Annotated in this window: 22 protein-coding genes and 1 pseudogene; 8 read left to right on the top strand and 15 right to left on the bottom strand. The window is 65.2% G+C overall.

Annotation, left to right across the window (positions count from 1 at the left end):
* Window positions 1–21: 21 nt before the first annotated feature.
* The 4 genes and pseudogenes from RYH79_RS05865 to RYH79_RS05880 all read right to left on the bottom strand — a co-directional run bounded on the left by RYH79_RS05865 (window position 22) and on the right by RYH79_RS05880 (window position 4,232).
* A complete protein-coding gene (locus RYH79_RS05865; protein ID WP_370897161.1) occupies window positions 22–678 on the bottom strand; it encodes a DUF6517 family protein in 657 nt (218 codons plus the stop codon).
* A gap of 55 nt (window positions 679–733) precedes the next feature.
* Complete coding sequence (locus tag RYH79_RS05870) at window positions 734–1,387, bottom strand: potassium channel family protein (protein ID WP_370897163.1); 654 nt, start codon at window positions 1,385–1,387, stop codon at window positions 734–736.
* Window positions 1,387–2,834: pseudogene (locus tag RYH79_RS05875) on the bottom strand (APC family permease). The gene RYH79_RS05870 and the pseudogene RYH79_RS05875 overlap by 1 nt, the downstream one beginning before the upstream one ends.
* 150 nt (window positions 2,835–2,984) lie before the next feature.
* The gene (locus RYH79_RS05880) at window positions 2,985–4,232 is read right to left on the bottom strand and encodes an MFS transporter (RefSeq protein ID WP_370897165.1); all 1,248 of its coding nucleotides are present in this window, start codon (window positions 4,230–4,232) and stop codon (window positions 2,985–2,987) included.
* A gap of 98 nt (window positions 4,233–4,330) precedes the next feature.
* Between RYH79_RS05880 and RYH79_RS05885 the strand changes: the two genes are divergently transcribed.
* The 3 genes from RYH79_RS05885 (at window position 4,331) to dph2 (ending at window position 6,947) form a co-directional block, all read left to right on the top strand.
* Window positions 4,331–4,654 carry a transcription factor S gene (locus tag RYH79_RS05885; RefSeq protein WP_370897167.1) on the top strand — a complete coding sequence of 108 codons (324 nt, stop codon included), beginning with the start codon at window positions 4,331–4,333 and terminating at the stop codon, window positions 4,652–4,654.
* A 122-nt stretch (window positions 4,655–4,776) separates the two neighbouring features.
* Window positions 4,777–5,814, top strand: coding sequence for a sodium:calcium antiporter (locus tag RYH79_RS05890; RefSeq protein ID WP_370897169.1), 1,038 nt, complete (start codon window positions 4,777–4,779; stop codon window positions 5,812–5,814).
* A 77-nt stretch (window positions 5,815–5,891) separates the two neighbouring features.
* Window positions 5,892–6,947, top strand: a complete 1,056-nt coding sequence (gene dph2 / locus RYH79_RS05895; RefSeq protein ID WP_370897171.1) for a diphthamide biosynthesis enzyme Dph2 — start codon at window positions 5,892–5,894, stop codon at window positions 6,945–6,947.
* Window positions 6,948–6,972: 25 nt separating this feature from the next.
* Here dph2 and RYH79_RS05900 read toward each other — a convergent pair whose 3' ends face one another.
* Window positions 6,973–8,538 (bottom strand): hypothetical protein, encoded by a 1,566-nt coding sequence (locus tag RYH79_RS05900; protein WP_370897173.1) that lies wholly within the window; start codon window positions 8,536–8,538, stop codon window positions 6,973–6,975.
* A gap of 41 nt (window positions 8,539–8,579) precedes the next feature.
* Complete coding sequence (locus RYH79_RS05905; RefSeq protein ID WP_370897175.1) at window positions 8,580–9,374, bottom strand: ABC transporter ATP-binding protein; 795 nt, start codon at window positions 9,372–9,374, stop codon at window positions 8,580–8,582.
* A gap of 300 nt (window positions 9,375–9,674) precedes the next feature.
* Between RYH79_RS05905 and RYH79_RS05910 the strand changes: the two genes are divergently transcribed.
* Together RYH79_RS05910 and RYH79_RS05915 are read left to right on the top strand one after the other, a co-directional pair.
* The gene (locus tag RYH79_RS05910) at window positions 9,675–10,016 is read left to right on the top strand and encodes a hypothetical protein (protein WP_370897177.1); all 342 of its coding nucleotides are present in this window, start codon (window positions 9,675–9,677) and stop codon (window positions 10,014–10,016) included.
* 506 nt (window positions 10,017–10,522) lie between these two features.
* Window positions 10,523–11,311 carry an aldo/keto reductase gene (locus RYH79_RS05915; RefSeq protein WP_370900785.1) on the top strand — a complete coding sequence of 263 codons (789 nt, stop codon included), beginning with the start codon at window positions 10,523–10,525 and terminating at the stop codon, window positions 11,309–11,311.
* Between the two features lie 18 nt (window positions 11,312–11,329).
* Here the strand turns inward: RYH79_RS05915 and RYH79_RS05920 are convergent, their stop codons facing one another.
* The 6 genes from RYH79_RS05920 to RYH79_RS05945 all read right to left on the bottom strand — a co-directional run bounded on the left by RYH79_RS05920 (window position 11,330) and on the right by RYH79_RS05945 (window position 20,551).
* The gene (locus RYH79_RS05920) at window positions 11,330–12,286 is read right to left on the bottom strand and encodes a hypothetical protein (protein ID WP_370897179.1); all 957 of its coding nucleotides are present in this window, start codon (window positions 12,284–12,286) and stop codon (window positions 11,330–11,332) included.
* 116 nt (window positions 12,287–12,402) lie between these two features.
* Window positions 12,403–12,600, bottom strand: a complete 198-nt coding sequence (locus RYH79_RS05925; RefSeq protein ID WP_370897180.1) for a hypothetical protein — start codon at window positions 12,598–12,600, stop codon at window positions 12,403–12,405.
* Between the two features lie 45 nt (window positions 12,601–12,645).
* Window positions 12,646–14,628 (bottom strand): SpoVR family protein, encoded by a 1,983-nt coding sequence (locus tag RYH79_RS05930; protein ID WP_370897182.1) that lies wholly within the window; start codon window positions 14,626–14,628, stop codon window positions 12,646–12,648.
* Entirely contained in the window at window positions 14,625–15,947 is a 1,323-nt protein-coding gene (locus RYH79_RS05935; protein ID WP_370897184.1) for a YeaH/YhbH family protein, read from the bottom strand. Before RYH79_RS05935 ends, RYH79_RS05930 begins: the two co-directional genes overlap by 4 nt.
* A gap of 193 nt (window positions 15,948–16,140) precedes the next feature.
* Window positions 16,141–18,474, bottom strand: coding sequence for a PrkA family serine protein kinase (locus RYH79_RS05940; protein ID WP_370897186.1), 2,334 nt, complete (start codon window positions 18,472–18,474; stop codon window positions 16,141–16,143).
* Window positions 18,475–18,478: 4 nt separating this feature from the next.
* Window positions 18,479–20,551, bottom strand: coding sequence for a PrkA family serine protein kinase (locus RYH79_RS05945; protein ID WP_370897188.1), 2,073 nt, complete (start codon window positions 20,549–20,551; stop codon window positions 18,479–18,481).
* A 530-nt stretch (window positions 20,552–21,081) separates the two neighbouring features.
* Here RYH79_RS05945 and RYH79_RS05950 point away from each other — a divergent pair.
* Complete coding sequence (locus tag RYH79_RS05950) at window positions 21,082–21,471, top strand: DUF5820 family protein (protein ID WP_370897190.1); 390 nt, start codon at window positions 21,082–21,084, stop codon at window positions 21,469–21,471.
* On the opposite strand, the gene RYH79_RS05955 is transcribed toward RYH79_RS05950, so the two are convergent.
* Complete coding sequence (locus tag RYH79_RS05955; RefSeq protein WP_370897192.1) at window positions 21,472–21,663, bottom strand: hypothetical protein; 192 nt, start codon at window positions 21,661–21,663, stop codon at window positions 21,472–21,474.
* Between the two features lie 3 nt (window positions 21,664–21,666).
* Window positions 21,667–22,275, bottom strand: a complete 609-nt coding sequence (locus RYH79_RS05960; protein WP_370897194.1) for a XylR N-terminal domain-containing protein — start codon at window positions 22,273–22,275, stop codon at window positions 21,667–21,669.
* A 114-nt stretch (window positions 22,276–22,389) separates the two neighbouring features.
* Here RYH79_RS05960 and RYH79_RS05965 point away from each other — a divergent pair, with 114 nt between their 5' ends.
* On the top strand, window positions 22,390–22,839 hold the full coding sequence (locus RYH79_RS05965; protein WP_370897196.1) for a UPF0179 family protein: 450 nt from the start codon (window positions 22,390–22,392) through the stop codon (window positions 22,837–22,839).
* A 27-nt stretch (window positions 22,840–22,866) separates the two neighbouring features.
* On the opposite strand, the gene RYH79_RS05970 is transcribed toward RYH79_RS05965, so the two are convergent.
* Entirely contained in the window at window positions 22,867–23,847 is a 981-nt protein-coding gene (locus RYH79_RS05970; RefSeq protein WP_370897198.1) for a phosphoadenosine phosphosulfate reductase family protein, read from the bottom strand.
* Between the two features lie 205 nt (window positions 23,848–24,052).
* Here RYH79_RS05970 and RYH79_RS05975 point away from each other — a divergent pair, with 205 nt between their 5' ends.
* Window positions 24,053–24,178: a hypothetical protein gene (locus RYH79_RS05975; RefSeq protein WP_370897200.1), complete on the top strand. Its 126-nt coding sequence runs from the start codon at window positions 24,053–24,055 to the stop codon at window positions 24,176–24,178.
* Window positions 24,179–24,186 lie beyond the last annotated feature (8 nt).

Here is a 24,186-nt window from a genome sequence, read left to right on the forward strand (position 1 = left end):
GGTCCGAGCGACTGGAGCGAGCTACCCCTCGTGTTCGACGGCGCCGAACACGGTCTCCAACCGCGGGCGTTCGTCGGCCGCCAGCGTCTGCGGGTAGGCGCCGGCCACGAGCACGAAGTCGCCGTCGTGTTTCACCCGGGTGACGTGGATCCGCAACACCACCTCGACCCCCTGGACGGTGGTCGTGCCGGAGAACACGCCGACGGTGGTCTCTCTCCCGAGGACGGTCGCCGAGCGGTTCTCCACGAACGACACGTCACGAATGCGGTTGCCGTCGATCCGGCCTTGGACGCGGTTGCGGGCCCGTTGGACGAGCTGTCGGTTGGACTGGTCCGCGATGGGGTTGAACTCCTGGCCGACGAGGGAGATGGACGGCGTCGTGAACACGGCTGCACCCGCCAGCGTGCGCTGCTGGCCGCCGATCTGGACGCTCCGAGTGTACGCCGTGACGTAGTTGGTCACCGTCACGTCGCGTTGTTGGCCGCCGGCGTCGACCGTCCGGTTGACCGTCAGCGTCTCCGGTCCGCCCGTGGACTCGTAGCCTGCCTCCGACACTGCGTCGTCCGCCACCGTCGCCGGCGCCGACTCGAAGCTGAACTCCTCCTGTGTCGCTGCACAGCCGGTCAGTAACAACATCGCCACTACGCCGACTGTCAGCACCGTCCGTCGAGCGAGCATAGCCACACAGACGCGGCGACAGACAATAAGCTGTACCCTCGACCCGGCGCGGGGCTCACCCGCGCAGGAGGTGGACGACCTCGTCGGCCACCTCCGACTCGGCGGCGACGATGTACCGGCGTCCGGGAGTGAGTGTCGTCTCCGGGCGGGCGATCTGGCCGCCGTCCTCGCCGGAGATGACGAGCGTGCCGGCGGGGAATCGAACGGCAGACAGCGTCCGGCCGGCCGCGGGGGCGCCCTCTGCCACCTCGATCTCCATGATGTCGAGTTCACCGGTCACGTCGGCGAGCGTCTCGACGCCGCCCGCCAACACCTCGTTCGCGGCCGCGCGGCCGCCGGACAGCTCCGGGAACACGACGGCGTCGACGAACTCCCCGTACCGCTCCTGACTCGGGCTGTCGATGCGTGCGACCGTCCGAACCTCCGGGTTCATCTCGCGGGCGATCACGCAGACGGCGAGGTTGACGCCGCTGTCGCCCGTGAGGGCGGCGACGGCGTCGGCGTCGCCGACCCCGGCCTGTTCCAACACGTCTGGGTCGCTGGCGTCACCCCGGATCACGGTGGCGACGTACTCGTCGGCGATCGCGTCACAACGGTCGCCGTCCGATTCGACGACGGTCAGGTCGTGGCCGTAGCCGCGGAGCCGTTGGACGGTCTCGAATCCGACCCGTCCGGCGCCGGCGACGACGACGTTCAGTTTTCCAGTCATCAGTCTGGCGTTTCAGACCCCGACGGGTTGACGCTTTCGGGCGTCGTCGGCTCCTGACTGGACCCTTCGGCGCCCGGCGCTTCGACCCCCCCTCCGCGGTTCCGGAACGCACGGAGCGAGTAGAAGGTGACGATGCCGAGAGCGATCCAGCCGCTGCCCAGCAGCCACGTCTCCAGGTCGATGTAGAGTCCGAGCACGAGGTTGAGGACGATCCCGGCGACCGGAGCGACCGGGTACAACGGCATCTCGAACGGTCGGTTCAGATTCGGCCGCTGACGTCGCAGCCGAATCACGCTGGCGTTCACGACGACGAACGACAGCAGGAAGAACAACGACGAGAGGTTGCCCACCTGACGGATCGGCACGAACGCGACGGAGCCGACCATCACGACGGCGCTGGCGAGGATGGCGACCGCGGGCGTGCCGAACCGGTGGTGAATCTGGCCGAACCGTGGGAGCAGCCGTCCGTCCCGTCCCATCGAGAACGCGACACGGCTGGACGCGATCACGACGGCGTTGAGCGCGGTCAGCGTGGAGAACACGGCGCCGAACACGATCAGCGCCTCACCGCCGCCGATCACCGGGAGCGACGGCATGAAGTTGCCCGCCGCCTCGGCGATGCCGGTCTCGCCGGCTGCGCCCAACTCCTCTGCCCCCAGCGTCCCATCGCCACCCCGACGACGGCGAGGTAGACGATCACGGTCGCGCCCAGCGACAGGAAGATCGCCCGCGGGATGTTCTCGCGGGGGTTCTCCACCTCCTCCGTGACGGTCGTGATGAGGTCGTACCCCTCGAACGCGATGAAGGTGAGCCCCATCGCCGGCAGTATGTCTGTCGGCGTCTTCTCTCCCGGGAACAACGGCTGGAACTCCGCAGTCGAGAACTGGGCCGCCTGGACGCCGAAGTAGACGAACACGACCAGGATTGCGACCTTCGTGATCGTGAACACGGTCTCGGCGGAGCCGGCGGCGGCCGTCGAGGCCGTGTTCAGCAACACGAGCAACACGACGGCCCCGAGCGCGAGCCCGGTGATCGTCGTCGCCCCCACCGTCTCCGGCGCCGGCACCGACCCGGAGAGGTAGATGTGGAGCAGCTCCACGAAGTTGGGCGCGAACCCGAGCGCGTACAGCGCTCCGGCGATCATGTACGCGAACCACAGCATCCACCCCATCAGGAAGGAGACGAGGTCGCCGAACACCTCGTTGACGAAGGCGTACCCGCCGCCGCTCTTCGGAATGGCGCTCGCGAGCTCTGCGTACGAGAGCCCGGTGAAAGTGGTTACGACACCGTTCAGCAGAAACACCAGGATGGCAGCCGGACCGGCCGTCTTCGCGGCCAGCCCCGTGAGAACGAAGATGCCTGCACCGATCATTGCACCCATCCCGATCATCGTCGCGTCCAAGAGGCCCAGTTCGGCCTCGGGCGACCGATCACCGCCTGAACTCATCGTCTCGGAATCCCCATCTATGCGTTACTGTAACTCCTCGAACTTAGCTCGTTGGTCCGTTACTACGAGAAATCACTACTCGACTGTCGGGCCGTCGACTACTCGCGGGTGATCGGGCTGTTAGCTACTCTCGAGGGGCCGGGCCGTCGACTACTCGCGTGGGGTCGGCTCGCCGCCGGGGCCGGGAGTGTCGTCCGTCTCGGGGTCGTACACCTGTGTGGTGACGAGCAACAACGCGAGCACACCGAGTCCGGCGACGAACGCGAACGGGGCGACGTAGTCGACCCCTCCCAACACGCCGGAGACGAGCGGGCCGATGGCGGTGCCGAGCCCGAACCCGGTCGTCAGCACCGACAGCGTGGAGCCGGACTGCCCCTCGCCCGCGATGTCGCCCGCGAGCGCCAGCGACACCGGGAACACGAGCGCGACCGCCAGTCCCTGGACTGCGCGGGCGACGATCATCGTCGCCGACGTGGTCACGAACCCTTGGACGAGCGTGGACGGCACCAGGATCACGAGCCCCGCGAGCAGGAACGGCCGCCGGCCGTAGCGGTCGGAGGCCTCCCCGATGGGGATCTGGAACACCACGTTCGCCAGGACGGCGACGCCGAACTGGGTGCCGAACAGGAACGCGCCCTGGTCCAGCCGCTCGTTGATCGGCGCCTCAAGCGTGGCGAACAACGAGATCCCCATCGCCATGACGACCGTGGCGACACCGAGCGTGAACACGGGGTCCAACAGCGTCGACTCCCCGCGCACGGCCAGCGACACGTCGTCCCCGGCCGCGGCGCCGGTCTCCTCCGGGTCGTCGACGAGCGCCCACACGAGCAGGAAGCCGACGGCGGCGCCCACGACGGCGACGGCGAAGGCGGCGTCGAAGCCGTAGAACTGCTGGATCGCGCCGGCCGCCAACGGCCCGAACCCGAAGCCGATCAGCCGGAACGTGTTGTACACGCCGAAGTTGCCGCCCCGGGTGTCCGGGTCGCCCAGTTCGTTGACGAGCGCCACCGTCGCGGGGATCGTCAGCGCGGCGCCGACCCCCTGGAGCGCCCGGAGCGCGACGAGCGCGGGGTAGCTGTCCGTGAAGGGGTAGCCCGCCGACCCGATCCCGAGCAACAGGAGTCCCGAGAGGATGAACCCCGTTCGCGTGCCGAAGCGGTCGGAGAGCCGCCCGGTGAGCGGCTGGAGGCCGCTGTTGAGGAGGCCGAACACCGACAGCGCGATCCCGACGAGCAACGTCGTCGACAGCGAGACGCCGGCGACGGCCGCGCCGGCGTCACCGACGATGCTCCCGACGTACGCCGGCAGCACGACGATGAGGAACGAGTTGCCCAGCGAGTCTGCCATCCGAGCGAACGCGAGTGCGAACACCCGGCGGTCGGTGTCGAGAACGCCCATCTGTCCCGACAAGGAGAGCCAGCGGCATACACGTTCGGGAACCGTACGCCGTCGATTATCCGTCAGGCCCTTGAGCGTCCGTGTGCTAGCGGGCCGGCATGAAGTTCTGCGACGACTGCGGCTCGATGATGAAGGCGAACGACGATGTCTGGGTGTGTGGCTCGTGTGGCGCCGAGGAGGAACGCAACGCCGCCGAGGAGACCGGGATGTCGGTCACCGACGGGCAAGACGAGACAGAGGTCGTCGACGTGAGCGACGTGGACGACACCCAGGTCGCACCGACGACGGAGGTTCACTGTCCGAAGTGTGGCAACGACCGTGCCAGCTACGAGATGAAGCAGATCCGCGCCGCAGACGAGTCCGAGACACGCTTCTTCACCTGTACGGAGTGCGAGCACAAGTGGCGCGAGGACGACCACTGACCCCTGGTCGCCGTCGACACCGACTCGCTCGCAGACGTCGCAGAGCACGAGCCAGGGGTTGGCGCGGCGGACGTTCCACGTTGTAGCAAGGCTCTTGCCGCTACCCCGTGTCTCGCCGGACGATGGTTCTGGGTGGACTCCTCCCGCAGGTTCCCGCGGTGTTCGTCGCCGTCTGTGTCGTCACGACGCTGTCGATCTGGGTCGGGAGCGGACTGTTGGAGCAGGCGGCAGAGGAGCTGTCGCGCTACTACGGCCTGCCGGACGTGATCCAGGGCTCCGTCGTGGTGGCGGTTGGCTCTAGCTCCCCGGAGCTGGCGAGCGTGGTGTTCGCAGCCGCCGCCGGCTCCTTCGGGATGGGGGTCGGCGCCGTCGTCGGCTCTGCGGTGTTCAACGTGCTCGTGATCCCCGGGCTGGCCGGGCTCGTGACCGCCGCTCCGGTGGACGCCGACCGCACGCTCGTCTACAAGGAAGCACAGTTCTACATGCTCGCCGTCTCCGGGCTGATCGTCACGTTCGCGCTCGCGGTGATCTACTTCCCCGTCGCGGGCGGGCCGTCGCTGACCGGCGAGGTGACTCGTCCGTTGGCAGCCATCCCGTTGCTCCTGTACGGACTGTACGTGTTCATCCAGTGGCAGGACGTGAACGACCACGAGCCCGACGCGGACGGCGAGCGAGTCCCGGTCGGGCGGGCCTGGGGCCGACTCGCCGCCGGGCTCGCGGTCATCCTGATCGCGGTCGAACAGCTCGTCGGGGCCGTGGAGGGGCTCGTCGGCGTGTTCGGTATCCCGGAGTTTCTCGCGGGCGTGACGATCCTCGCGGCGGCCACGAGCCTGCCGGACGCGCTCGTGTCCGTCCGTGCGGCCCGCGACGGCAGGGGGGTGACGAGTCTGGGGAACGTCCTCGGGTCGAACACGTTCGACCTGCTCGTCGCCATCCCGCTGGGCGTGTTGATCGTCGGCGACGTCCCCGTCGACTTCGCCGTCGCCGCTCCGATGATGGGTGTGTTGACCGTGGCGACGATCCTCCTGTTCACGATGCTGCGGACTGGCCTCTCACTCACGACCGGCGAGTCGTACGCGCTCTTGGGCGCGTACCTCCTGTTCGTCGGCTGGGTGGTCGGCGAGACCGTCGGCGCGATCGACCTGATCGTCGGAGCCTGACGACGAGACTCGGTGACGCCCCCGAACCGGGGGTGAGGAACGGACAGCTTAACCCGTTCCAACGGCTATCGCGAGCGATGAGTGAACGGACTGCGAGCGAGGACCGTAGTGAGGGTGATCTCCGCAACACCGGACTGTCGCTGAAACACGACCGCGAGTGGGACTACGAGCTCGAACGGATCGTCGAGGAACTGGAAGAACGCGACGCAGACACCGTCGGACTCCAGTTCCCGGAGGGACTGAAGCGACGCGGCCCGGCCGTCGCCGACGACCTCCGTCAGCTCACCGACGACGCGACGTTCCTGTTGTCCGGGCAGCCGTGTTACGGCGCGTGTGACTTGGACACCTACCTGATGCGTCGGACGGACCTGTTCGTCCACTTCGGCCACTCCCCGATGAAGGAGTCCGACAAGATCCTCTACGTCCCGTTGTTCTCCAACGTCGACCCGTTCGGGATCATGGAGGAGTCGCTCGAGGAGCTGACCGACCCGGACGACGATCCGGACGTGGGGCTCGTCACCACCGCCCAGCACATGAACCTGTTCGACGACATGTTCGACTGGCTGGCCGAGCGGGGCTACGAGGTCCACACCCGCCGCGGCGACGACCGACTCACCCACGAGGGCCAGGTGCTGGGGTGTAACTACGCCTCCGCCCAGGTGGACGCCGACCAGATCCTCTACGTCGGCGGCGGGAAGTTCCACCCCCTCGGCCTGGCGATGGAGCACCCGGACAAGACGGTCGTCATCGCAGACCCCGTCAACAACGTCGTCGAGGTGGCCGACACGGAGAAGTTCATGAAGCAACGCTACGCCTCCGTCCACAAGGCGATGGACGCCGACAAGTGGGGCGTCATCTTCTGTACCAAGATCGGGCAGGGCCGCTGGGAGCAGGCCCAGGAGATCGTCGAAGCCAACGACGACGCCTACCTCATCACGATGGACGAGGTGACGCCCGACCGCCTCCGCAACTTCGACATGGACGCGTTCGTCAACACCGGCTGCCCCCGGATCACCACCGACGACGGCCCGCAGTTCCACAAGCCGATGCTCACGCCCGGCGAGTACGAGATCGCCGTCGGCAACAAGCCGTTGGACGAGTTGGAGTTCGACACGTTCCACGGGACGTGGTGATCTTCAGGCTGGCGTAGACCCGAGGTCACGGGCGGAACGGTTCCGTGTCCGTGACGGGTAACACTAAGTTTTCTACTTCCCGTCTCGCGTACAGAATCGCACCGTACCCCGCAGTCGCGGCGACGGACACACCGATCACGGTGTTGAGGAGGATCGCTCCCGTCGTGTCGACGGAGACGACGGAGAGGACCGGGAGACAGACGAGGAGTTGACAGACGCTGTAGACCACGAGGACGGTCGTTGCCGGGGCAGTCGGTCCCCCGCCGACGACAGGCCCCTCGCTCTGGTCTCTCGCAACGACACCGAACAGGATCGAGAGGGCGGGAGAGGCGACAGCGTAGAGACAACCGAGTGCGACGACCGCGACGGTCTCGACGGGCGAGACGCCAACGGCGGCGGCGAGACCACCCGTCGTCACGACGGCCACGGGCACCATCGGAAGGGCGACCGCGAACAGCTTCGCCCTGACGTACTCTGTGGCCGTCAGAGGTGAGGTGAGGACCCAGGGAAGCGCCACTCCCTCCCTGTCGACGACGTTGATGTTTACCGCACTCCCGGCGGCCAGTCCGACGGAGATCGCACCGAGGGCGTGGGCGACCCCGAATCCAGATACTGTCGGGTCGATCAGCAACAACAGTGGTGTGACCAGCGGTGGAACGGCGTAGACGAGCGTGACTGGACTCCGCGCGGCCGTCCGCCAAGTGCTGCGGAGGAGTGCGCCGACACGACGAGAGAACAGTCGTTCGAGCGGGACTCTATCGGGGAGTGGCTCCCCGTCGGATTCGTCCGTCTCCTCGGGGTCGTCCTCGGAGGCGACCGTGTCACCGAGCCAGATCCGGTCGGCCACGCTGGCGGACCCGACGAGACTGACCGCCGTCGCCGTCAGCAACGCAGCCCCACCGAGTAGCGCCTCACCGAGTGGCGCGTCGAACGGTGGCACCAGAGCTAGCCCTGCGACACCGACGAACCGGACTGGGGTGGCGACCAACCCCTCCACTATGGGATTCCAGCTGATTATAAAGAATCCGAGCAGAGCTACGGTGACGAACCCGAAGATGGTCTCCTGTTCGGCCTCCAGATCGGCCGCCTGGACCGACGACAACCCTACAAGTCCCAAGGAGTATCCCAGTGCGACGCCCAGCGGGATCACACAGAGAGAAATCAACAGCAGCGACACCGACGGCAGGAGCGCACGAGAGCCGTAGTAGAACGCACCCGCGCCGGCGACCACCGGAGGCCCGAACACGAACAGCTTCGAGCTGACGTTTCTGAGTGTGAGCCTAGCGAGATACTCGGAGACAGTGAGGCGAACGATCAGCCCCCTGTCGCCGTTGGACAGTTCCGCTTCACCCTTCACAGTGTCGAACACGGTCGCAACCACAACGACCAGCAGGCCACCGACCAGTGTCTTGACGACCGCTGTCGCTACCGCCGCGTGGTCGCCTGCCAGAAACTGTTCACCGAAATAGAGTGCTCCCTGTCCGTTGGGCTGGATGATCCGGAACGCGACGTACCCCCACAGTACGAAGGCGATCGGTACTGTCAGTAGTTCGAACTCACGGCGGCGACGGCGAGCGTCGAAACGGATCACCGTGAGAACACGCCGGACCGAGTCGCCAGACACTCCCGGTGTCACTCTGTGTCACCCCGACGCTCTTGGGTGAGCTTCAGGAAGACCTCGTTCAGACCGCTGTCCTCCGACTCGCCCACGTCGGCCACCAGCTCCTCCGGCGACTCCTGAGTCAGCAGCTCTCCCTCGTGCAGGAGCCCGACCCTGTCGGCAGCCCGTTCAGCCACCTCTAAGATGTGCGTCGACAGGAAAATCGTGGTCCCTGCTTCGGACAGTTCTGAGAGGAGTTCTTCCATCTTGTTCGCGGCCCGTGGGTCGAGTCCACCGGTCGGCTCGTCGAGGAACAAGACTTCGGGAGAGTGAATTACCGCCTGGATGACGTTGATCTTCTGACGCATTCCCTTCGAGTACCCGGATATTCTGGAATGTGCGTCCTCCAGCATGTCGAAGCGCGCGAGATACTGTTCGGTGTCCGTCTCGTCGTCGTCGACTCCGTACACGTCCGCTGCGAGCCGAATCTGCTCCCAGCCGGTCAACTGTTCGTACAGCGGCGGCGTATCCGGCGCGTACCCGATTCTAGGAGCGAGCTCAGACCGATCAGCGACGGAGACACCTGCCACTTCCGCAGATCCGTCGGTCGGTCGTGTGAGTCCTGTCAACATCCGCATCGTCGTCGTTTTCCCGGCACCATTCGGGCCCAAGAACCCGTACACTTCACCCTTCGGGATACGAATATTGATCCGACCCACGGCTGTCGTGTCGCCGAACCGCTTGGTGAGTCCGTCAGTCTTCACTGCGTAGTCGCCGCCGACGTCTCTATCCTCGGTTGACCCAGTTCGGCTGATATGTTCTCTCACACACCCGTATGAGGAACTCGTGAACAAAAACTATTGGAATTATGTAGGTACAGTAGTCTAATTATTAACCATTTCTTTGGTCTACAGTGATAACGGACGGGTGGGAATCCCTGACGATGTGTGTAATTTTTGAAGATAAAGATTAGAACTGCTACATGAGATTTATATTATGAGGCTACATGCATTCCAACGAGGTGAGAACATGATCGGACTCACCACGATGTGTGCTGGCATCGCCGGCCGGCTCCGAGTGCACCACCACGGCAACGCTTAACACCGCCTCGGGACAGACCTGTTGGCGTGCTGTCGAGTGAGACGGTCAAGCTCGGGCTGGGTGGGGTCGGAGCCGTCGCGTTCCTCGCGGGGCTCGCCGTCGACGTGAACGCCGGGGCGCTCGCGGATCCGTTCGTCTGGCTGGCCGTCTGGGCGCTCCTGATCGGGGTCGGTCTCGGGGGGGACGACCCGCGACGGGACGCGCTGGCGGCCGGCGGGCTCGTGATCGCGGCGGTCGCCTTCTCCCTCGCCTGGCTGGGCGCCGCCACCTGGCGCACCACGACGTTCCCGACCGCCGGCCTACTGTTCGGTTGTTTCGGTGTCGGGCTCGCGCTCCAACTCGCGGGCGGCCGACTCTCGTTCGGCTGAGCCGACGGCCGCCTCGACGGCGCCGACAGCCGCGACGGGGCTCCCGGCGATCACACTCACACGAGTGACTCCGGGGGGACGGCTCGAGAAGACTCCGACGAGTCCTGGTCGTCGGAGCGTAACGGCACGGGACGCGCCGTCCGGGTCACTCCTCGTCCGGCGACGGCGGTCGTGGCCGGCCGACTGCCCGCGACATCGTCGCCGCCATCTCGCCGAAGCCGGCCGTCTGTCGTTCTCGTCGCACACCACGACACGACACGGGAGTTCGGTAAGTGTTTTGCGGCGAATACAGCCGGGGTGTCACCGGAGAGCGTCGCGGAGCTACGCTCCAGCGCGCGACTCTCACTGTCTCGCGTGGCGTGCGTCGCCACGCGACTCCGTGCCGTGGCTCCGCAATCACAAGAGCCAGGCGGCTCGCGGTCGACCGATCGGTCGTGACAGACACGGACGCAGACGCCGCGGCGGCGGGAACGTACGAGTTGGCAGATGGACTGACGGTCAACCGGATGGGCTACGGCGCGATGCGGCTGTGTGCCGAGGGGATCGTCGGCGCGCCGGACGACGAGGACCACGCCCGGACGGTCGCGCGGCGGGCGCTGGACCACGGCGTCGACTTCGTCGACACCGCAGACTCCTACGGCCCCGGGGTGTCCGAGCGCCTCCTCCGGGAGGCGGACGTGCCGGACGACGCCGTCGTCGCCACGAAGGCCGGCCTGCTGCGCAACACGGAGACGGAGTGGCTCGCACACGGCGACCCGGACTACCTGAAGAACCAGGCGCTGGTGTCTCGAGACCGGCTGGGCGTCGACAGCATCGACGTGCTCCAGCTCCACCGTCCGGACCCGGACACGCCGTTCGAGGACAGCGTGACCGCGCTCGCCGAACTCGTCGACGAGGGGGTCGTCGACCACGTCGGGCTGTCGAACGTCACCGTCGAACAGCTCGACCGCGCCCGCGAGGTCGTCGACGTGGTGTGTGTCCAGAACCGCTACAACGTCGGCTACCGGGACGAACAGCCCGTACTGGACGCCTGTGAGGCCGCCGACGTGGGGTTCCTGCCGTGGTACCCGATCGCCGCCGGCGACCTGGACGACGTGGGCGACGACTTGGACGCGGTCGCCGACGCACACGACGCCACCCGCTACCAGATCGCACTGGCGTGGCTGCTGGCTACCTCGCCGGTGACGCTGCCGATTCCGGGCACGTCCGACCTGGACCACCTCGCGGACAACGTCGCCGCCGCTGGAATCGAGTTGACCGACGAGGAGGTTCGGCGGCTGGACGAGGCGGTCTAGGTTGAGATAATAAAAGAGTTATATTTTCTTGATATTTTCTTCACTGACCTGCCCAGGCAGGACGTTCCATAGAACGCCTATCTGGTCGTCATATTCTTCACTTATTGAGATGTGGTACAGACCAAGTGTGACGCCTGTTATAAAAGAGTACATTAATGACATCTGTCTGTGAATGTAAGAAATTATACTATCTATAGGCCTCACAATATCACTGTTACCTACCCCCAGATTAATATTTTCTTCATCGAGTTCGAAGGCGTCTTCAAACACAAGCCTATAATCAGCATGAGAGAAACTATTTCGGATGTCAGATGCATTCGGATGCTCGTCAAACTCTCCACTATCTAAGGCTTCGTCAAAGCTCTCACCCAACCCGTTCCTCTCTGCATAGCTTTGATGCTGGCTTATTATAATCAGTCCTTTCGTCACCAACTCAATTCCTGCGTTCAACTCTCCATTATCTGCCGTATTGTGAGCTTGTTCTGATATTTGAATACAAGTGTTCAGCATTTCATGAAATCTTCGGATATCCCCATCACTATCGTATAACCTGGAGTGCCAATTCCCCTCTGACCCGCGATACTCATCAAGCAGATGTATTAGCGTTGCTATATGGTATTTCATCGGACCTTCGAGTTCTTGTGCATATATAGGTGCAAAAATATGGGCTCCTGCCCTCTTCGTGGCATAAGGCACTTGTCTCCCGTCCAGATTCCAACTCATCCAGTTATTGAATAACGAGTGATAAATTCGTGACCGGTCATAGAACGTTGCAATTGATCCAGTTAATTCACGAGACTCAAATAAGTTGTTCGAGTCTTGGTCAAGTTCTCTACTTAGGTACAGCGGTACTAAAGCCGAGTGAACGTGTAGATCTCTTTCAAAGTCGTCTTTATAGTCGATATTGAATATTGGCTGCAGTGGACCCTTGTCCAGCATCGGTTCAACAAACTCGTAGTCTTCTGGCTCCACCATAGTAGACAACACCGGTTTTCTAAATGATAAAGCTATGCATATTCCTCAGACAAAGCTACAAGTTGGTTAACCGCGTCTGTGATATCTGGGCAGGTTGGGTTTATCTGACTTTTCGCCTATGCCGCGCGGTAGCGCCGGAGGTCGAGCCCGACGACGACTGCGGTCGAGACGACACCGACGGCCCCGGCACCCGCGGCCGTCGTCGACTCACCCAGCGTCAGCCCGTACAACAACGCGAGGGCGGCCACTGCCCCGATCAGGCCGACGATCAGGTACCGGATCAGCCACTCGTCCATCGTCCGTGAGTCGCTCATGCTACGCCGTAGCCGAGCCATCCCTCAAAAACGAATCGGACCGGATCAGGCGAGCCAGTCGTCCGGCTTCGTGTCGTAGTCCACGTCGTCGGCCGACAGTCGGTTCGTCAGCTCCGGCGAGAGGTCGTGTTCCTCGAACCCCATCCCGTCGTAACGGATCCTGACTCCCACCTCCTCGCCTTCCGGCTCTCGGCCGCGACGGCGAGCGACCTCCAGTTCGTGCTCGCCGTACTCCGTCCGGATCGTCGCCAGGTTCACCGGGCGGCCCCACAGCTGGAACGTCCGCTCCAGCGTCGCGCGCGCCTGGCTCTCGTCCAACGGGACGCCGTTGTACTGGTGGCCCAAGAGGAGCTCCCCACGGTTGTCGAAGTTGCCGTCGTACACCGCCACCGTCGGCTTGCCGAAGTTGGTGAACTGGAGCAACAGCTTCCTCTTCACGTCCGCCGCCTCCGTGCTGGCGACCCGGTAGTCGCCCGTCGCCTGGGAGTACTCGTAGGTGAAGTAGTTGCCCTCGGCGACGAACTCGTCTGTGAGGAAGGCGTCCAGGAACGTCACGTCGTTGTGGCTCTCGCGAATCTCCCGCATCCGGTCCCAGCCGGCCGCGTAGTCCACGTCCGAGAGCGCCGCCGCGACGCTCTCGTACCGCTCGTCGTCGAACATGTACCGGGCTGCCTGTTCTAGCTCCGAGCGACCGACCCGCCGGAGGAACCCCCGGTTCTGGGGCTTCGTCAGCGAGAAGTGCCGCTCACACAGCCCCTCGTACGCCAGGACGTACCACGGGTACTGGTCGACATCGATCTCACCCTCGCGGGCGGCCGCGAGCCCGTCGGCGTCCACCCGCGGGTCCTCCGGGTCGAGTTCCGACAGGGTCTCCGCTCCGATGTCGGCGACGATCGGGTCCGGCTCCAACAGCGACTCCACCTCGTCGAAGTCGATCACCTCGTGGAACGTCCGCCAGGTCACCCCCTCGACGCGCAACAGCTTGTCGATCACCTCCTTCCGGTTGGCCCGGTTCTCGACGTACTGCCAGATCTCGATGCCGAGCTTGTACGGGTTCAGCCCGGGCGAGCCCAGGACTCGCGCCATGTGGTCCGCGTACGTCAGGAACTCGTCTGTCCCCGCGAACCCCTCGTCGCTCATCATCAGCGACTCCCAGTAACTTGCCCACCCCTCGTTCATTGTTTTTGTCATTTTTTGGGGTGCGAAGTAGTACGACTCGCGCCGCAACAGCTCCAACACGTCGTCCTTCCAGTCCGGGCGGTCGACTGCCTTCTCCTCTTCGTCGTCGTAGTCTTTCCCGTGTTCCAACAGGAATCCGAGCACGTCTGGCCGGGGGTTCGCGAGCCCCTCCTCGCCCTGCGAGTCGAGCCACTCCTGGTCGAACACCTGGGCACGCACCTCCTCGGAGATGTCCAACCGATCCAGTCGGTCGGTCATGTCCGGCAGTTCTTCCTCGTCGGGGCCGTCCTCGCGGTCGGCCGCCAGCGCGCGGTGTTGGTCGATGGTGTCTTCCAGCGTCAGGACGGCGTCGACGAACCGCTCGACTTCCTCGCGGTCGATCTCCGGGTCGTCGGCGTACGACTCGATGGTCTCGGCGTGGCGCTCCAGCATCGCCGCCGCCTCCGGGTTCTCGTCGTCGCCCGCGAACCGCCCGAACCAGTTGTTGTTCCGGAAGAAGTCCGCGTGCGCCTCGACGTGGGTGATCACCGCCTTCTGGTCGGCCGGGCTGTTGGTCTCCTGGAGGAAGGCGTGACACGGGTTGTCGTTGTTGACGATCTCGAACGCCTTCCCCATCCCTAGCTGGTCTTGTTTCTGCTGGCGGTCGTACTTCATCCCCCACCGCCAGTGTGGGTACCGGGTCTGGAACCCGTCGTAGGCGATCAGCTCGTTCATCTCGTCGTAGTCGACGACCCAGTAGTTGACCGGGTACGGCTGCAGCCCCAGTCGACGCGCGAGCTCGCTCGCCAGTTCCACCGGCTCCTCCAACTGCGCCGCCTCACGGCGGGCGCGGGTGCGTCTGTCGATCATGTTCCTTCCTCTTCCGTACTGAGAATCTCGTAAATCGCGTCCGTCACGTCGGCGTTGTCGCCGACGCGGGCGACGGCCACGTTGCCCGTCTCACCTAGGGCGCGCTCTACCTCCTCTGCGTGTGTCGCGTTGATCGTGTTCCCGCCCGGCTGTGTCTCCACGTAGGCGTGGAGGTTGGCGTCGATCTCCTCCATCAACGGGATCACGTTCTCTGTCGTGTCGTTCGAGGAGTTCTCCGAGTCGCCGGCCGCGAACACGTACCGGTTCCACTCCGAGAACGGGTACTCCTCTAAGATCTCCGCGGCCGTCTCGTACGCCGAGGAGATCCGGGTGCCGCCTCCGGAGCGAATCCCGAAGAACTCCGCGCGTTCCACCTCCCACGCCTCCGCGTCGTGGGCGACGTACCGGAACTCCGCGTTGTCGTACTTCCCCTGCAGGTACCAGTCCAACGGGGTGAACACCCGCTCGACCAGCTCTCGCTTTCGCTTCCGCATCGAGCCGGAGACGTCGCGGATGTTGACGACGACGACGTTCTTCTGCTTCTCCTCGACGACCTCCGGGTGGCGGTAGCGCTCGTCCTCGCGGCGGAACGGCACCTGTTTCAGCCCGTCACGCCGGATCCGCTCGTTGATCGGCGTCCGCTCTACCTCCGCCTCGAACGCGGCGAACGACTCGTACTGGTCCTGCTCGGTCTCGGGCACTGCGCCGGCGGCCTCCTGGATCCACGACAGCGACACGAGCACGTCCTCGTCGCGACAGTGCTCGAACACGTCGCGCGGTCCCGCGCCCGCGACCTTGCACGCCTCCCTGACGTACTCTTCGTCGAAGTCAGTGGCCAGCTTCCGCTCTAACCCCCGCTTGAACAACTGCTCGAAGTCCAGCGTGGAGTTGGGGCCGGCCCGTGTCAGCTCCGTGTAGTCGCCTTCCGTCTCCTCGACGACGCGTTTGCCCTTCGGCTCCAGGTCCAGGCCCAACTCCTCGTCTAACTCCTGGGCGAACTCCTCGGGGTCCATCTCGTAGTAGCCGTGGTCCCCTTCGTCCTCGCCGGGGTCGCCCTCCTCGGCCTCCTCGTCGTCGCCCGGGTCACCCGGCACGTCGACCGGCTGGCCCGGCTGCGGCTGGCCGTCGCCGCCGCGGCCGACACCGCCCTGTTCGCGCTGGTCGTAGGCGAACTCCGGGAGGTCGACGATCTTCACCGGCACCCGAACGGAGTCCCGGCCGGAGCCGGACAGGTCACCCTCGCGGATGAACTCCGTGAGGTCCGGCCGCCGCTCGTCGCCGATCTCGCGGAACCGCTCTAGATCGTCTCTCAGGCCCATCTGTCGCTCACCTCGTTCCCGCGGTCACCACGCTGCGCGCCTGGAGCGTCCAGACTGGCGAGTCGTGGCCACTCGCTGGCTGCTCGCGGGTCGCCCCGCTCCCCGCTCGCGTACGAGCGGCGCTCCCTTCGGTCGCGCCGACTCGCTCCCCGTTCGTGTACAAGCGCTGCTCGCTCCGCTCGCAGTGACTCACTCAGTCCCATCGGCCTTTCACCTCTCGCATCACGCGTCGACTGGTCAACTCGGCGGACGCCTCGCTGTAGCCGTTCTCGGTCATGTGTCTGATCGTGTCCTCCTTCACCTGTTCCGTCTCCGTGTTCGCGGGCGGATCCTCCCACTGTGCCGGGTCGAGGTCCTCGAAGATCCGCGCCACGTCGTCCCACGAGTGGGTGTCGAGCACGGCCCGGATCACCGGGATCTCTGTCAGATCCACGTCCGCGATCGAGAAGTCGTCGTCCCGGTGTTCCCAGGCGAACCGGTTGAGCGCCGTGATCACCTTCTCCCGGCGGAACGACACGACCGTCGACCCGGGCTCGTTGCCCCGGTAGTCGTCGTCCTCGAACCGACCGAGGTGTTCCGTCTCGAACACCTTCATCAGCAACGGATCCGGATCCACCGACCCACGCTCCGTCTCCACCTGCTCGTCCGCCTCCCAGGCGAACACGTGCTCGACGTACTCCGCGACCGTCTCCTCGGCGACGGCCTTGTCCGCCAGCACCGCGTCCAACACGTCCGACTCCTGCCGCTCGAACACCCAGTCTTTCACGCCCGCGAGCCGGGTCTCGTACTCTGCCGTCTCCGCCCGCGAGAACACCGGCGCGGTCGACAGCCGGTCGGCCATCGCGTTCACCACGTCCGACGGCAGCAACACCTCCTCCACCGGGAGCTCCGGGTGCGCCCGGTCCGTCTCCTCGTGGAGCAGGTCCGCAATTATGTCACGCGTGTACGTCACCGGAATCCCGTGGCTGCCGTCGTCGCCGTCGAACTCGAACGCGTCCGCCTCCGTCCGTTCGTCACCCTCCCGGAGGTACCCCCGGTCGAACAACGTCGCCTTCTCCACCAGGTCCAGCTCCGGCGGGAGATCCTCCCCGTCCAACCGGGAGACGACGCCGTACATCGCCGCCGCCTCCAGCGTGTGGGGCGCCAGCTCCCGCTCGCGGGTCCGACCCCGGTCGTCGCGGACGGTGACGGTCAGCGGCGCCCGAACCCGTTGCTGCACGTGATCGTGGACCAGCTCCGGATCGACGGTGACGTCGTCCGTCGCCCGGCTGTTCGGCAGCTCCGGCGTCTCGTCTAACACCGCCGTCTCCCAGACGGGCGTCTCGTCCGTCAGCTCCCGGTGGATCAGCTCCGTCTCCAACGAGACGCTCGTGAGGTACCGGAACTCGTGGCGGTCCAGCCGGCGCTTGAGCGCCTTCAACGGGTCACGCCCGTTCCGGTCTGCGTACTGGTCCAGCTCCACGTCCAGGTCCGGGTTCGAGATGACGATCAACTGCGTGTCGATGTCCATCCCGATCCCCTTGTCCAGCTTCACCCGTTCCTCGTCGGGGACGTTCAACAGCTTCCGCAGCAGGTCCGCGTGCTGACTGGCGTCCTCGACGAGCGTGAGCAGGCCGTTGCCCTGCGACAACACGCCGTCGTAGCTGAACGCCCGGGGGTCCTTCCGGCCGCGAGCGTCCAGTTCGCGGAGCATTCCCGGCATCCACGACCCGACGAGTCGTTCTTTCGGGCTGCCGTCGTCTTCCGCGTGGAGAACGCCGATCCCCTGGCCCTCGTCGACGACGTAGTTCTTCACCCGGAGGTGTCGCCGGTCCGTCACCGCCGAGAACAACCCCTCCGTCCCCTCGCGGCGGTAGCGTTCCTCCAGTTCGTCGTACGCTTCCCGGGAGAACGGGTCTAACTCCGTGTCGACGCGGACCGGCACCGGGTCGTCGTGACGCTCGTTGAGCTCCGCCAGGATCTCTGCGCGCACGTCCGGCGGGAACACGGACAGAGGATTGGTCTGGACCGGACTCTCGTACCAGTCGTCCTCGTCGTCCGTGTCGCCGCCGGCGTAGCTCAGCCCCCGGTCGTCGGCCGTCGTCGCGGCGATGTTCCACTCGACGGTGTAGCGTCGACCGGCTGCCGTCTTCGAGTACTCCCGGAGCCCGTTGACGAGACACCGCTTCAGCTCCGACTTCCCGGTGGCCGTCGGCCCGTCGAACCAGACGATCTTCTCGCCTTTCCCGCGGTCGGCCGCGACCGTCCGCAGGTCGTCCACGAAGGCGTTGAGGATCGCCGTGTTGCCGAGCACGGCGTGTTCGCCGTCGTTGTGCGGGTCGTCGAAGAAACGGTACCGCTCGTGTGTCTCCCCCTCCTCGACGACCGTACGGGTGCCCATCGACTCGATGGCGTCCAAGAGGTACTTCGCGGCGTGGGCCGCCACGGACGGCTTCCGGAGCGCCCGCTCGACGTACTCCGACAGCGACAACGGGGGTTCGTACGCCCCGGCCAACGCCTCGTCTGCGCGGTCGATGTAGTCGGTCACGGTATCACTCCTCTAACTCCGACTTCGCCACCTCCGCGCCGGCGAACTCCAACACCTCGCGGGCACCCTCCTTCGAGTACCCCTGCTCGACTAACGCGTCCACCCACGCGGACCGTTCGTCGTCGTCCAGTTCGTTCGCCGACACCAACGCGGAGAAGTTGATGTTGTGTTTCTTGTCCTCCCACAGCTTGCGCTCCAACGCCCGGCGCAGCCGGTCGTTGTCCTGCGGATTGAAGCTGGACCCCTCGCGGGCACGCCGGGACACCCAGTTGGCGACCTCCTGACGGAAGTCGTCCTTCCGGTCGCCCGGCACCTCCAGCTTCTCCTCGACGGACCGCAGGAACGTCTCGTCGGGCTCCTGCTCGCGGCCCGTCAGCTCGTCTTCCACTGTCGTGTCGTCGATGTACGCCATGACGTGGTCCATGTACTTCTCGCCCTGGCGCTGGATCTCGTCGATGTCGTACGCTAGCGCGTGGCGCACGTCCTCGATGGCGCGGTCGCGGTACTCGCCACGCACCTGCTCCAAGTACCGCTGGTAGGTGTCCAGTTTCTCCTCGGCGATGGAGCCGTGGTTCTCCAGGTTCTGCTCGAAGTGGTTGAACACGGACAGCGGGGAGAGGTACCCACGACCGCGGTGGGTGGCGTCCATGATCGCCTCGGCGATCTCGTCGCCGATGAACCGGGCGGACACCCCCTCCATCCCCTCCGCGATCTCGGCGAGTTCGTCGCCGTCCTCTCGGAGCTTCATCTCGTCGATCTCGTCGGTCTCGTCGATCTCTCCGTTGTACGCCTTCGCCTTCTGGACGAGCGTCACGCTGTCGTCCGACGGCTCCTCCAGCCGGGTGAGCACGCCGAACAGCCCCGCCATCTCCATCGCGTGGGGCTCGACGTGGATGTCCGGCACGTCCGCGTTCCGCAGCATCTTCCGGTAGATGCGCGACTCGTCTTCGTACTCCAGGACGTACGGGTAGTCGATCCGCTTCGTCCGGTCGTTGAACGCCTCCATCTTCTCGTCGCCCTTCTTGTCCCGGTACTCCGGCATGTTCGTCCGACCGACGATCACCTGGTCGATGTCGATCCGGGGGTTGCTCTTGGGCTTGATCGTCTGCTCCTGGGAGGCGTGGAGGAAGTCGTAGAGGAACTCTCGTTGGAGCTTGAGCAGCTCCTCGCCGGAGAACAGCCCACGGTTCGCGTTACAGAACGCGCCGGCGTAGTCGAACGCCCGGGGGTCGTTCTCCCCGTACACCGCGAGCTTCGAGTAGTTCACGTCGCCCGTCAGCTCCGTCTCGTCCTGGTTCTTCTTGTCCTTCGGCTCGAACGTCTCGACACACTGGCGCTGGTTCTCGTCGGCGACGAGCCGCACCACCTCGACGTGTTTCTCCAACACCGTGTGGAGGTCGTCGTCGTAGTGTGCCAACAGCTCGTTCATGTAGAAGCTGGACGCCGGGTCGAGACTCTGCTCGTTGCGGATCGTGTACGGCGCGTCCAGCCGTTCGTTCAGTTCCTGGATCACCCCGTCGCGTTGCTCCTGTGGGAGCAACACTATCGGGTCCTGGTTCATCGGCGACCGGACCGTGTCGTCTGCGGGGTCCTGGTCCGGGATCACGTCCGTCAGATTCGTCCACTTGAACGTGTACATCCGACCGTCGTCACGCCGAGTGTAGTCCTCGAAGTACCGCCGGACGAGGTAGTCGAAGTGGGACTTCCCGGAGCCGACCGGGCCCAAGAGGAGCTTGATCCGTTTCTCCGGGCCGAGTCCGCGGGCGCCGGACTTCACCTTGTTCACGAACTCGTGGATCGACTCGTGAATCTCGCGCCCGTAGAACACGTTCTCCCCGTCGTGGATCGGGTCCTCGCTCGCCATCTGGTACTCTACGACGCCGGCGTCCTCGTCGTACTCCGTACCGTAGTGGTCGAACATGTCCGCGACGCGCTGGTGGGCGTTGCGGGCGATCCGCGGGTCCTCCCGGAGCTCCTGGAGGTACCACTCGAACGTCTTCGCGGCCCGGAGGTCCTCCGGCACCGATTGCTTGTACTGCTCGCTGAGTTCCGCCAGGGTCTGTGTTTCACCGGTCATGGTTGTTGGTCGGTCGCTGTCGACGGGCCGTCCCACACGGAGGTGGGGTCTGCTAACGCCTGACACGCCACGCGCACCGACAGCAGCTCTTCGTCTCCGACCAGAACGTCCGACGGCGGGCGGCGAGTGGCGTCACCCCCGTCCCGCGGCAGGACCGGGGAGTTGATAACAAACAGATGGCCGAGAGTCATAAGGCTTCTCCCGTACCCGCCGCTTTCCCTCGATTTCTGTACGTGTGTCCAGTCCTTTCTTGCCAGGAGTTCCGAACGCCCGGGCCGTCGCCGGTCGCCACCGAGTGGTCACCGGCTAGGTCCTGAGACACGGTGACACACGTTCGCCAGCCACCCCACCCCAGGCCTACTACCCCGCTGTGGGTCGTCGCTCCGTCGTCGGTGCTCCCCCGACACCCACACGAGCGCTCCCCCGACACCCACACGAGTACCCGCCGGCGCCCCGCGCCGGCGTGCGCGAGTCCGTCGTCGCGGTTTCGAAGACAGGTGGTTTACGACCCGACCGCCAACACCCACGGTGTGACACTGGAGTCAGACGACCTCCCGACGGGGTGGCGGCTGTGGAACGAGGAGCCCGACGGCCGTGTGATCCTGGCGTACCGGCCGGACGTGTTCGACGCCGACCGGTTCGATCCGGCGTGTCTGCCGACGATCTACCTCTCGAACGGCGCCCGGCGGCGTCGCCCCAGCGCCGGCGCCGTCGAGACCGACGAGTGGCACGTCACGCTGTTCCTGGAGCCGGAAGTCGAAGTCGAGAAGACCGTCTACGACGACCGCGAGAGCGGGCTCACGGGCGCGATGGAGGTCGCAGAACGCTTCGCCGCCGGCGAGGTGGACCACCGCAGTGCCTACCAGGTCCCGCGGGACGCGTACCTCGACGAACTGGACCGACTCGTCGGCGACGGCTGACTACGGCTCCGGCGGTTCCTCGCCGGTGATCTCCGCGACCGCCTCGCGGAACCGTTCGAGATTCTCCGCGGAGTCGGGCGCCGTCGCCGCCTTCGTCCCCGGGAGGTTCGTCTCCTTCGCCAGTTCGATCTTCCCCGACAGGCCGGCGTGTTCCTCCACGAAGCTGTACATCTCCATGAGTTTCTCTCCCATCGTTTACACCTCCTCGAAGAAGTCCTGCAACGCCGCGACGTACGGCTCTGCTCTGTCGTCCCACTCGTCGATCGGCTTGATCACCCAGCGACACACGTCGTCGCCCATCCCGACACACTCCGTCTCCAGTTCGAGGACGGGCTCGCCCATGAAGCCGGAACACCACGCCGAGCCGTACCCCATCAGGCTCCAACACACCGGCTCGTCCGACACGCCGTTGTGGATGACGTGTTGTTGCGCCTCGTAGGAGTTGTGCCACAGCCCTTCGAAGTAGAACTCCCCGGCCTCGCGGTCGTACTCCATCTCCTCGGGCTCGACGGCCACGACTCCCTCCTGGGTGTGGAGCGCCGGCCCGACCTCCAACAGGTCGTCCGGCGTCGCCCAGTCGTACCCCGTCTCCATCTGGAGGTAGTCTGCGTAGCCGGACTGGAAGCCGAATCGGAGCAGGAGCTCCCGGGCCTGGTCCGTCCCGACGGCGTCGATCAACTGTTGACGCAACAACCCGATGGCGTCCGCGTTGAACGTCACCATCCGGTTGGCGTGGAACTCGTTGACGCCCGCCTGTGAGCCGTACGTCAGGTCCCCCTCCAAGTCGAAGTCCGATGCTTGCATGCCAGTGGTTGACGATACCCCACGGATTTAAGAAAATCGAAACGACGAACTTCGACGGTCGCGTCCGTCGTTCGTCGCGGCGGACATTTATGCCAGCCCCCACAACGGTGCCGCATGCCCACTGTCACGCTCATCGGCACGCGGCTCGCAGAGGAGGGAACGGAGTTCGTCTACCAAGGGGAGTCGGACGCCTGCGAGGGCTGTCCCTACCGGGGGCAGTGTCTCAATCTCGTCGTCGGTCGGCGCTACCGCGTCGCCGACGTGCGCGAGAACACCCAGACGCTGGAGTGTGCCGTCCACGACGCCGGGGTGCGGGCCGTCGAGGTGGAGCCCGCCTCCGTCACGGTCAACGTCCCGTCGAAGGCGGCGTACGCCGGCAGCAAGGCGAGCCTCGCCGGGTCGTGCCCGCACGTCGAGTGCCCGAGCCACCCGTACTGCGAGCCGGACGGCGCCGAGTTCGACCGGGAGTACCGCATCACGGAGGTCCACGGCGACCCCCCACACGACTTCTGTGCGCTGGACCGCGAACTCACGCAGGTGGAGTTCGAGCCGGACGACGGGTGAGCGGGGCCGGCCCCGCCCGCCCGTAGTCTACATGTAGCCGAGGTCCCGCAGCCGCTCCATCAGGTCCTCCTTGTCCTGTGCGCGGCCGGCGCGTTCCGTCGTGTTCTCCATGTCTTGGAGCCACGCCGGCTCCTCTGCGGACTTGTCCGTGGAGATCTCCGAGCCGAGCGACCGGAACCCGGCGAAGTACTTCGGCGACACCGGGATGTCCTCGTGGGTCAGCCCGTTCGGCAGGTCGTCGTAGTCCTGCGGGACGTAGCCGTCGTCCGGGTAGTTGTCGACCGTCTCCGGCACGACGAAGTACCAGAACGCGTCCCACACGTCCGCCTCCTCGAACTGGAGGATCGGCTGGACGCGGTCGTGGGGCGGGTAGATGTCCGGGTCGTGACGCGGCGAGAAGAACGTCTCGTCTGCCCGGGCCTCCTGTTCGTCCCACCGGATCCCGGAGATGATCCCGTCGATCTCCTCGTCTTCCAGCGCCTGGTTCAGCGCTACCGTCTTCAGGAGGTGGTTACCGACGTACGTGTCCAACAGGAACGGGAACGTCTCGTCTTCGTACTCCAGGATGTCCCGGATGTGGTGTCGGTTGTGCTCCGACAGGTCCGCGACCGGGATGTCGTCACCCGGGTCCAGCCCGTTCTCGTCGACGTACTCGCCCACGTCCGTGTTCCGGGCGTACTTCACCTCCAGATCCCACTCGTCTGCCCACCGCTCGACGAACTCCATCAGCTCGTCGAAGTGCTGGAAGTGGTCGATGAAGACGGTGGTTGGCAGTTCCAAGTCGTCCCGACCCTCGACGATCTCCTTGACGAAGTACAGCGTCAGCGTCGAGTCCTTGCCGCCGGTCCACATCACCGCCGGGTTGTCGTACTCCTCCAGGCCGGTCTCGACGACCTCCAACGCCTTCTCGATCTTGTGCTCGATGCTCGGGTACTCGTCCGGTGACTCCCCCTCGCCGCTCGTGTAGTCGACGTCGAGGTAGTCGGGGAACTCGGTCGTCTGGGACATCGTGTAATGAGATATAATTAGGGGGTTGAAGTGTCTTGTGGACTCGGATTGAGAGGCGGTGGCGGTAGACACTGTTATCCACCTCTCGCCTGGGCGTGCCCCGGCCGAACCTACCGACTTGGAGCTGTCAGCACAGAAGAAGTACTGAGAAATTAGAAAATCAAATAGAAATTTCTAAATATCTATAGTAGTACTACAACAGGCCATGTTCACAGATATGACTTCAGACGCAGTTGAACAGCAGTTAGCCATCGAAGATCCGCTCGTCGGTGAGATCACAGACAGGGTCTTCAACGCTCGCCAGTCGACCCTGACTGAGTTCGAGGACTGAGTCGACTC

The sequence above is a fragment of the Halobaculum sp. MBLA0143 genome (genome assembly GCF_041361465.1).
In the GTDB taxonomy this organism is placed as follows: domain Archaea; phylum Halobacteriota; class Halobacteria; order Halobacteriales; family Haloferacaceae; genus JAHENP01.

Bases quoted from the DNA above. Each gene is read 5' to 3' on its own strand.
- RYH79_RS05865 (WP_370897161.1), bottom strand. From the start codon at position 678: ATGCTCGCTCGACGGACGGTGCTGACAGTCGGCGTAGTGGCGATGTTG.
- RYH79_RS05870 (WP_370897163.1), bottom strand. From the start codon at position 1,387: ATGACTGGAAAACTGAACGTCGTCGTCGCCGGCGCCGGACGGGTCGGA.
- RYH79_RS05880 (WP_370897165.1), bottom strand. From the start codon at position 4,232: ATGGGCGTTCTCGACACCGACCGCCGGGTGTTCGCACTCGCGTTCGCT.
- RYH79_RS05885 (WP_370897167.1), top strand. From the start codon at position 4,331: ATGAAGTTCTGCGACGACTGCGGCTCGATGATGAAGGCGAACGACGAT.
- RYH79_RS05890 (WP_370897169.1), top strand. From the start codon at position 4,777: ATGGTTCTGGGTGGACTCCTCCCGCAGGTTCCCGCGGTGTTCGTCGCC.
- dph2 (WP_370897171.1), top strand. From the start codon at position 5,892: ATGAGTGAACGGACTGCGAGCGAGGACCGTAGTGAGGGTGATCTCCGC.
- RYH79_RS05915 (WP_370900785.1), top strand. From the start codon at position 10,523: ATGGGCTACGGCGCGATGCGGCTGTGTGCCGAGGGGATCGTCGGCGCG.
- RYH79_RS05920 (WP_370897179.1), bottom strand. From the start codon at position 12,286: ATGGTGGAGCCAGAAGACTACGAGTTTGTTGAACCGATGCTGGACAAG.
- RYH79_RS05925 (WP_370897180.1), bottom strand. From the start codon at position 12,600: ATGAGCGACTCACGGACGATGGACGAGTGGCTGATCCGGTACCTGATC.
- RYH79_RS05930 (WP_370897182.1), bottom strand. From the start codon at position 14,628: ATGATCGACAGACGCACCCGCGCCCGCCGTGAGGCGGCGCAGTTGGAG.
- RYH79_RS05935 (WP_370897184.1), bottom strand. From the start codon at position 15,947: ATGGGCCTGAGAGACGATCTAGAGCGGTTCCGCGAGATCGGCGACGAG.
- RYH79_RS05945 (WP_370897188.1), bottom strand. From the start codon at position 20,551: ATGACCGGTGAAACACAGACCCTGGCGGAACTCAGCGAGCAGTACAAG.
- RYH79_RS05955 (WP_370897192.1), bottom strand. From the start codon at position 21,663: ATGGGAGAGAAACTCATGGAGATGTACAGCTTCGTGGAGGAACACGCC.
- RYH79_RS05960 (WP_370897194.1), bottom strand. From the start codon at position 22,275: ATGCAAGCATCGGACTTCGACTTGGAGGGGGACCTGACGTACGGCTCA.
- RYH79_RS05965 (WP_370897196.1), top strand. From the start codon at position 22,390: ATGCCCACTGTCACGCTCATCGGCACGCGGCTCGCAGAGGAGGGAACG.
- RYH79_RS05970 (WP_370897198.1), bottom strand. From the start codon at position 23,847: ATGTCCCAGACGACCGAGTTCCCCGACTACCTCGACGTCGACTACACG.
- RYH79_RS05975 (WP_370897200.1), top strand. From the start codon at position 24,053: ATGTTCACAGATATGACTTCAGACGCAGTTGAACAGCAGTTAGCCATC.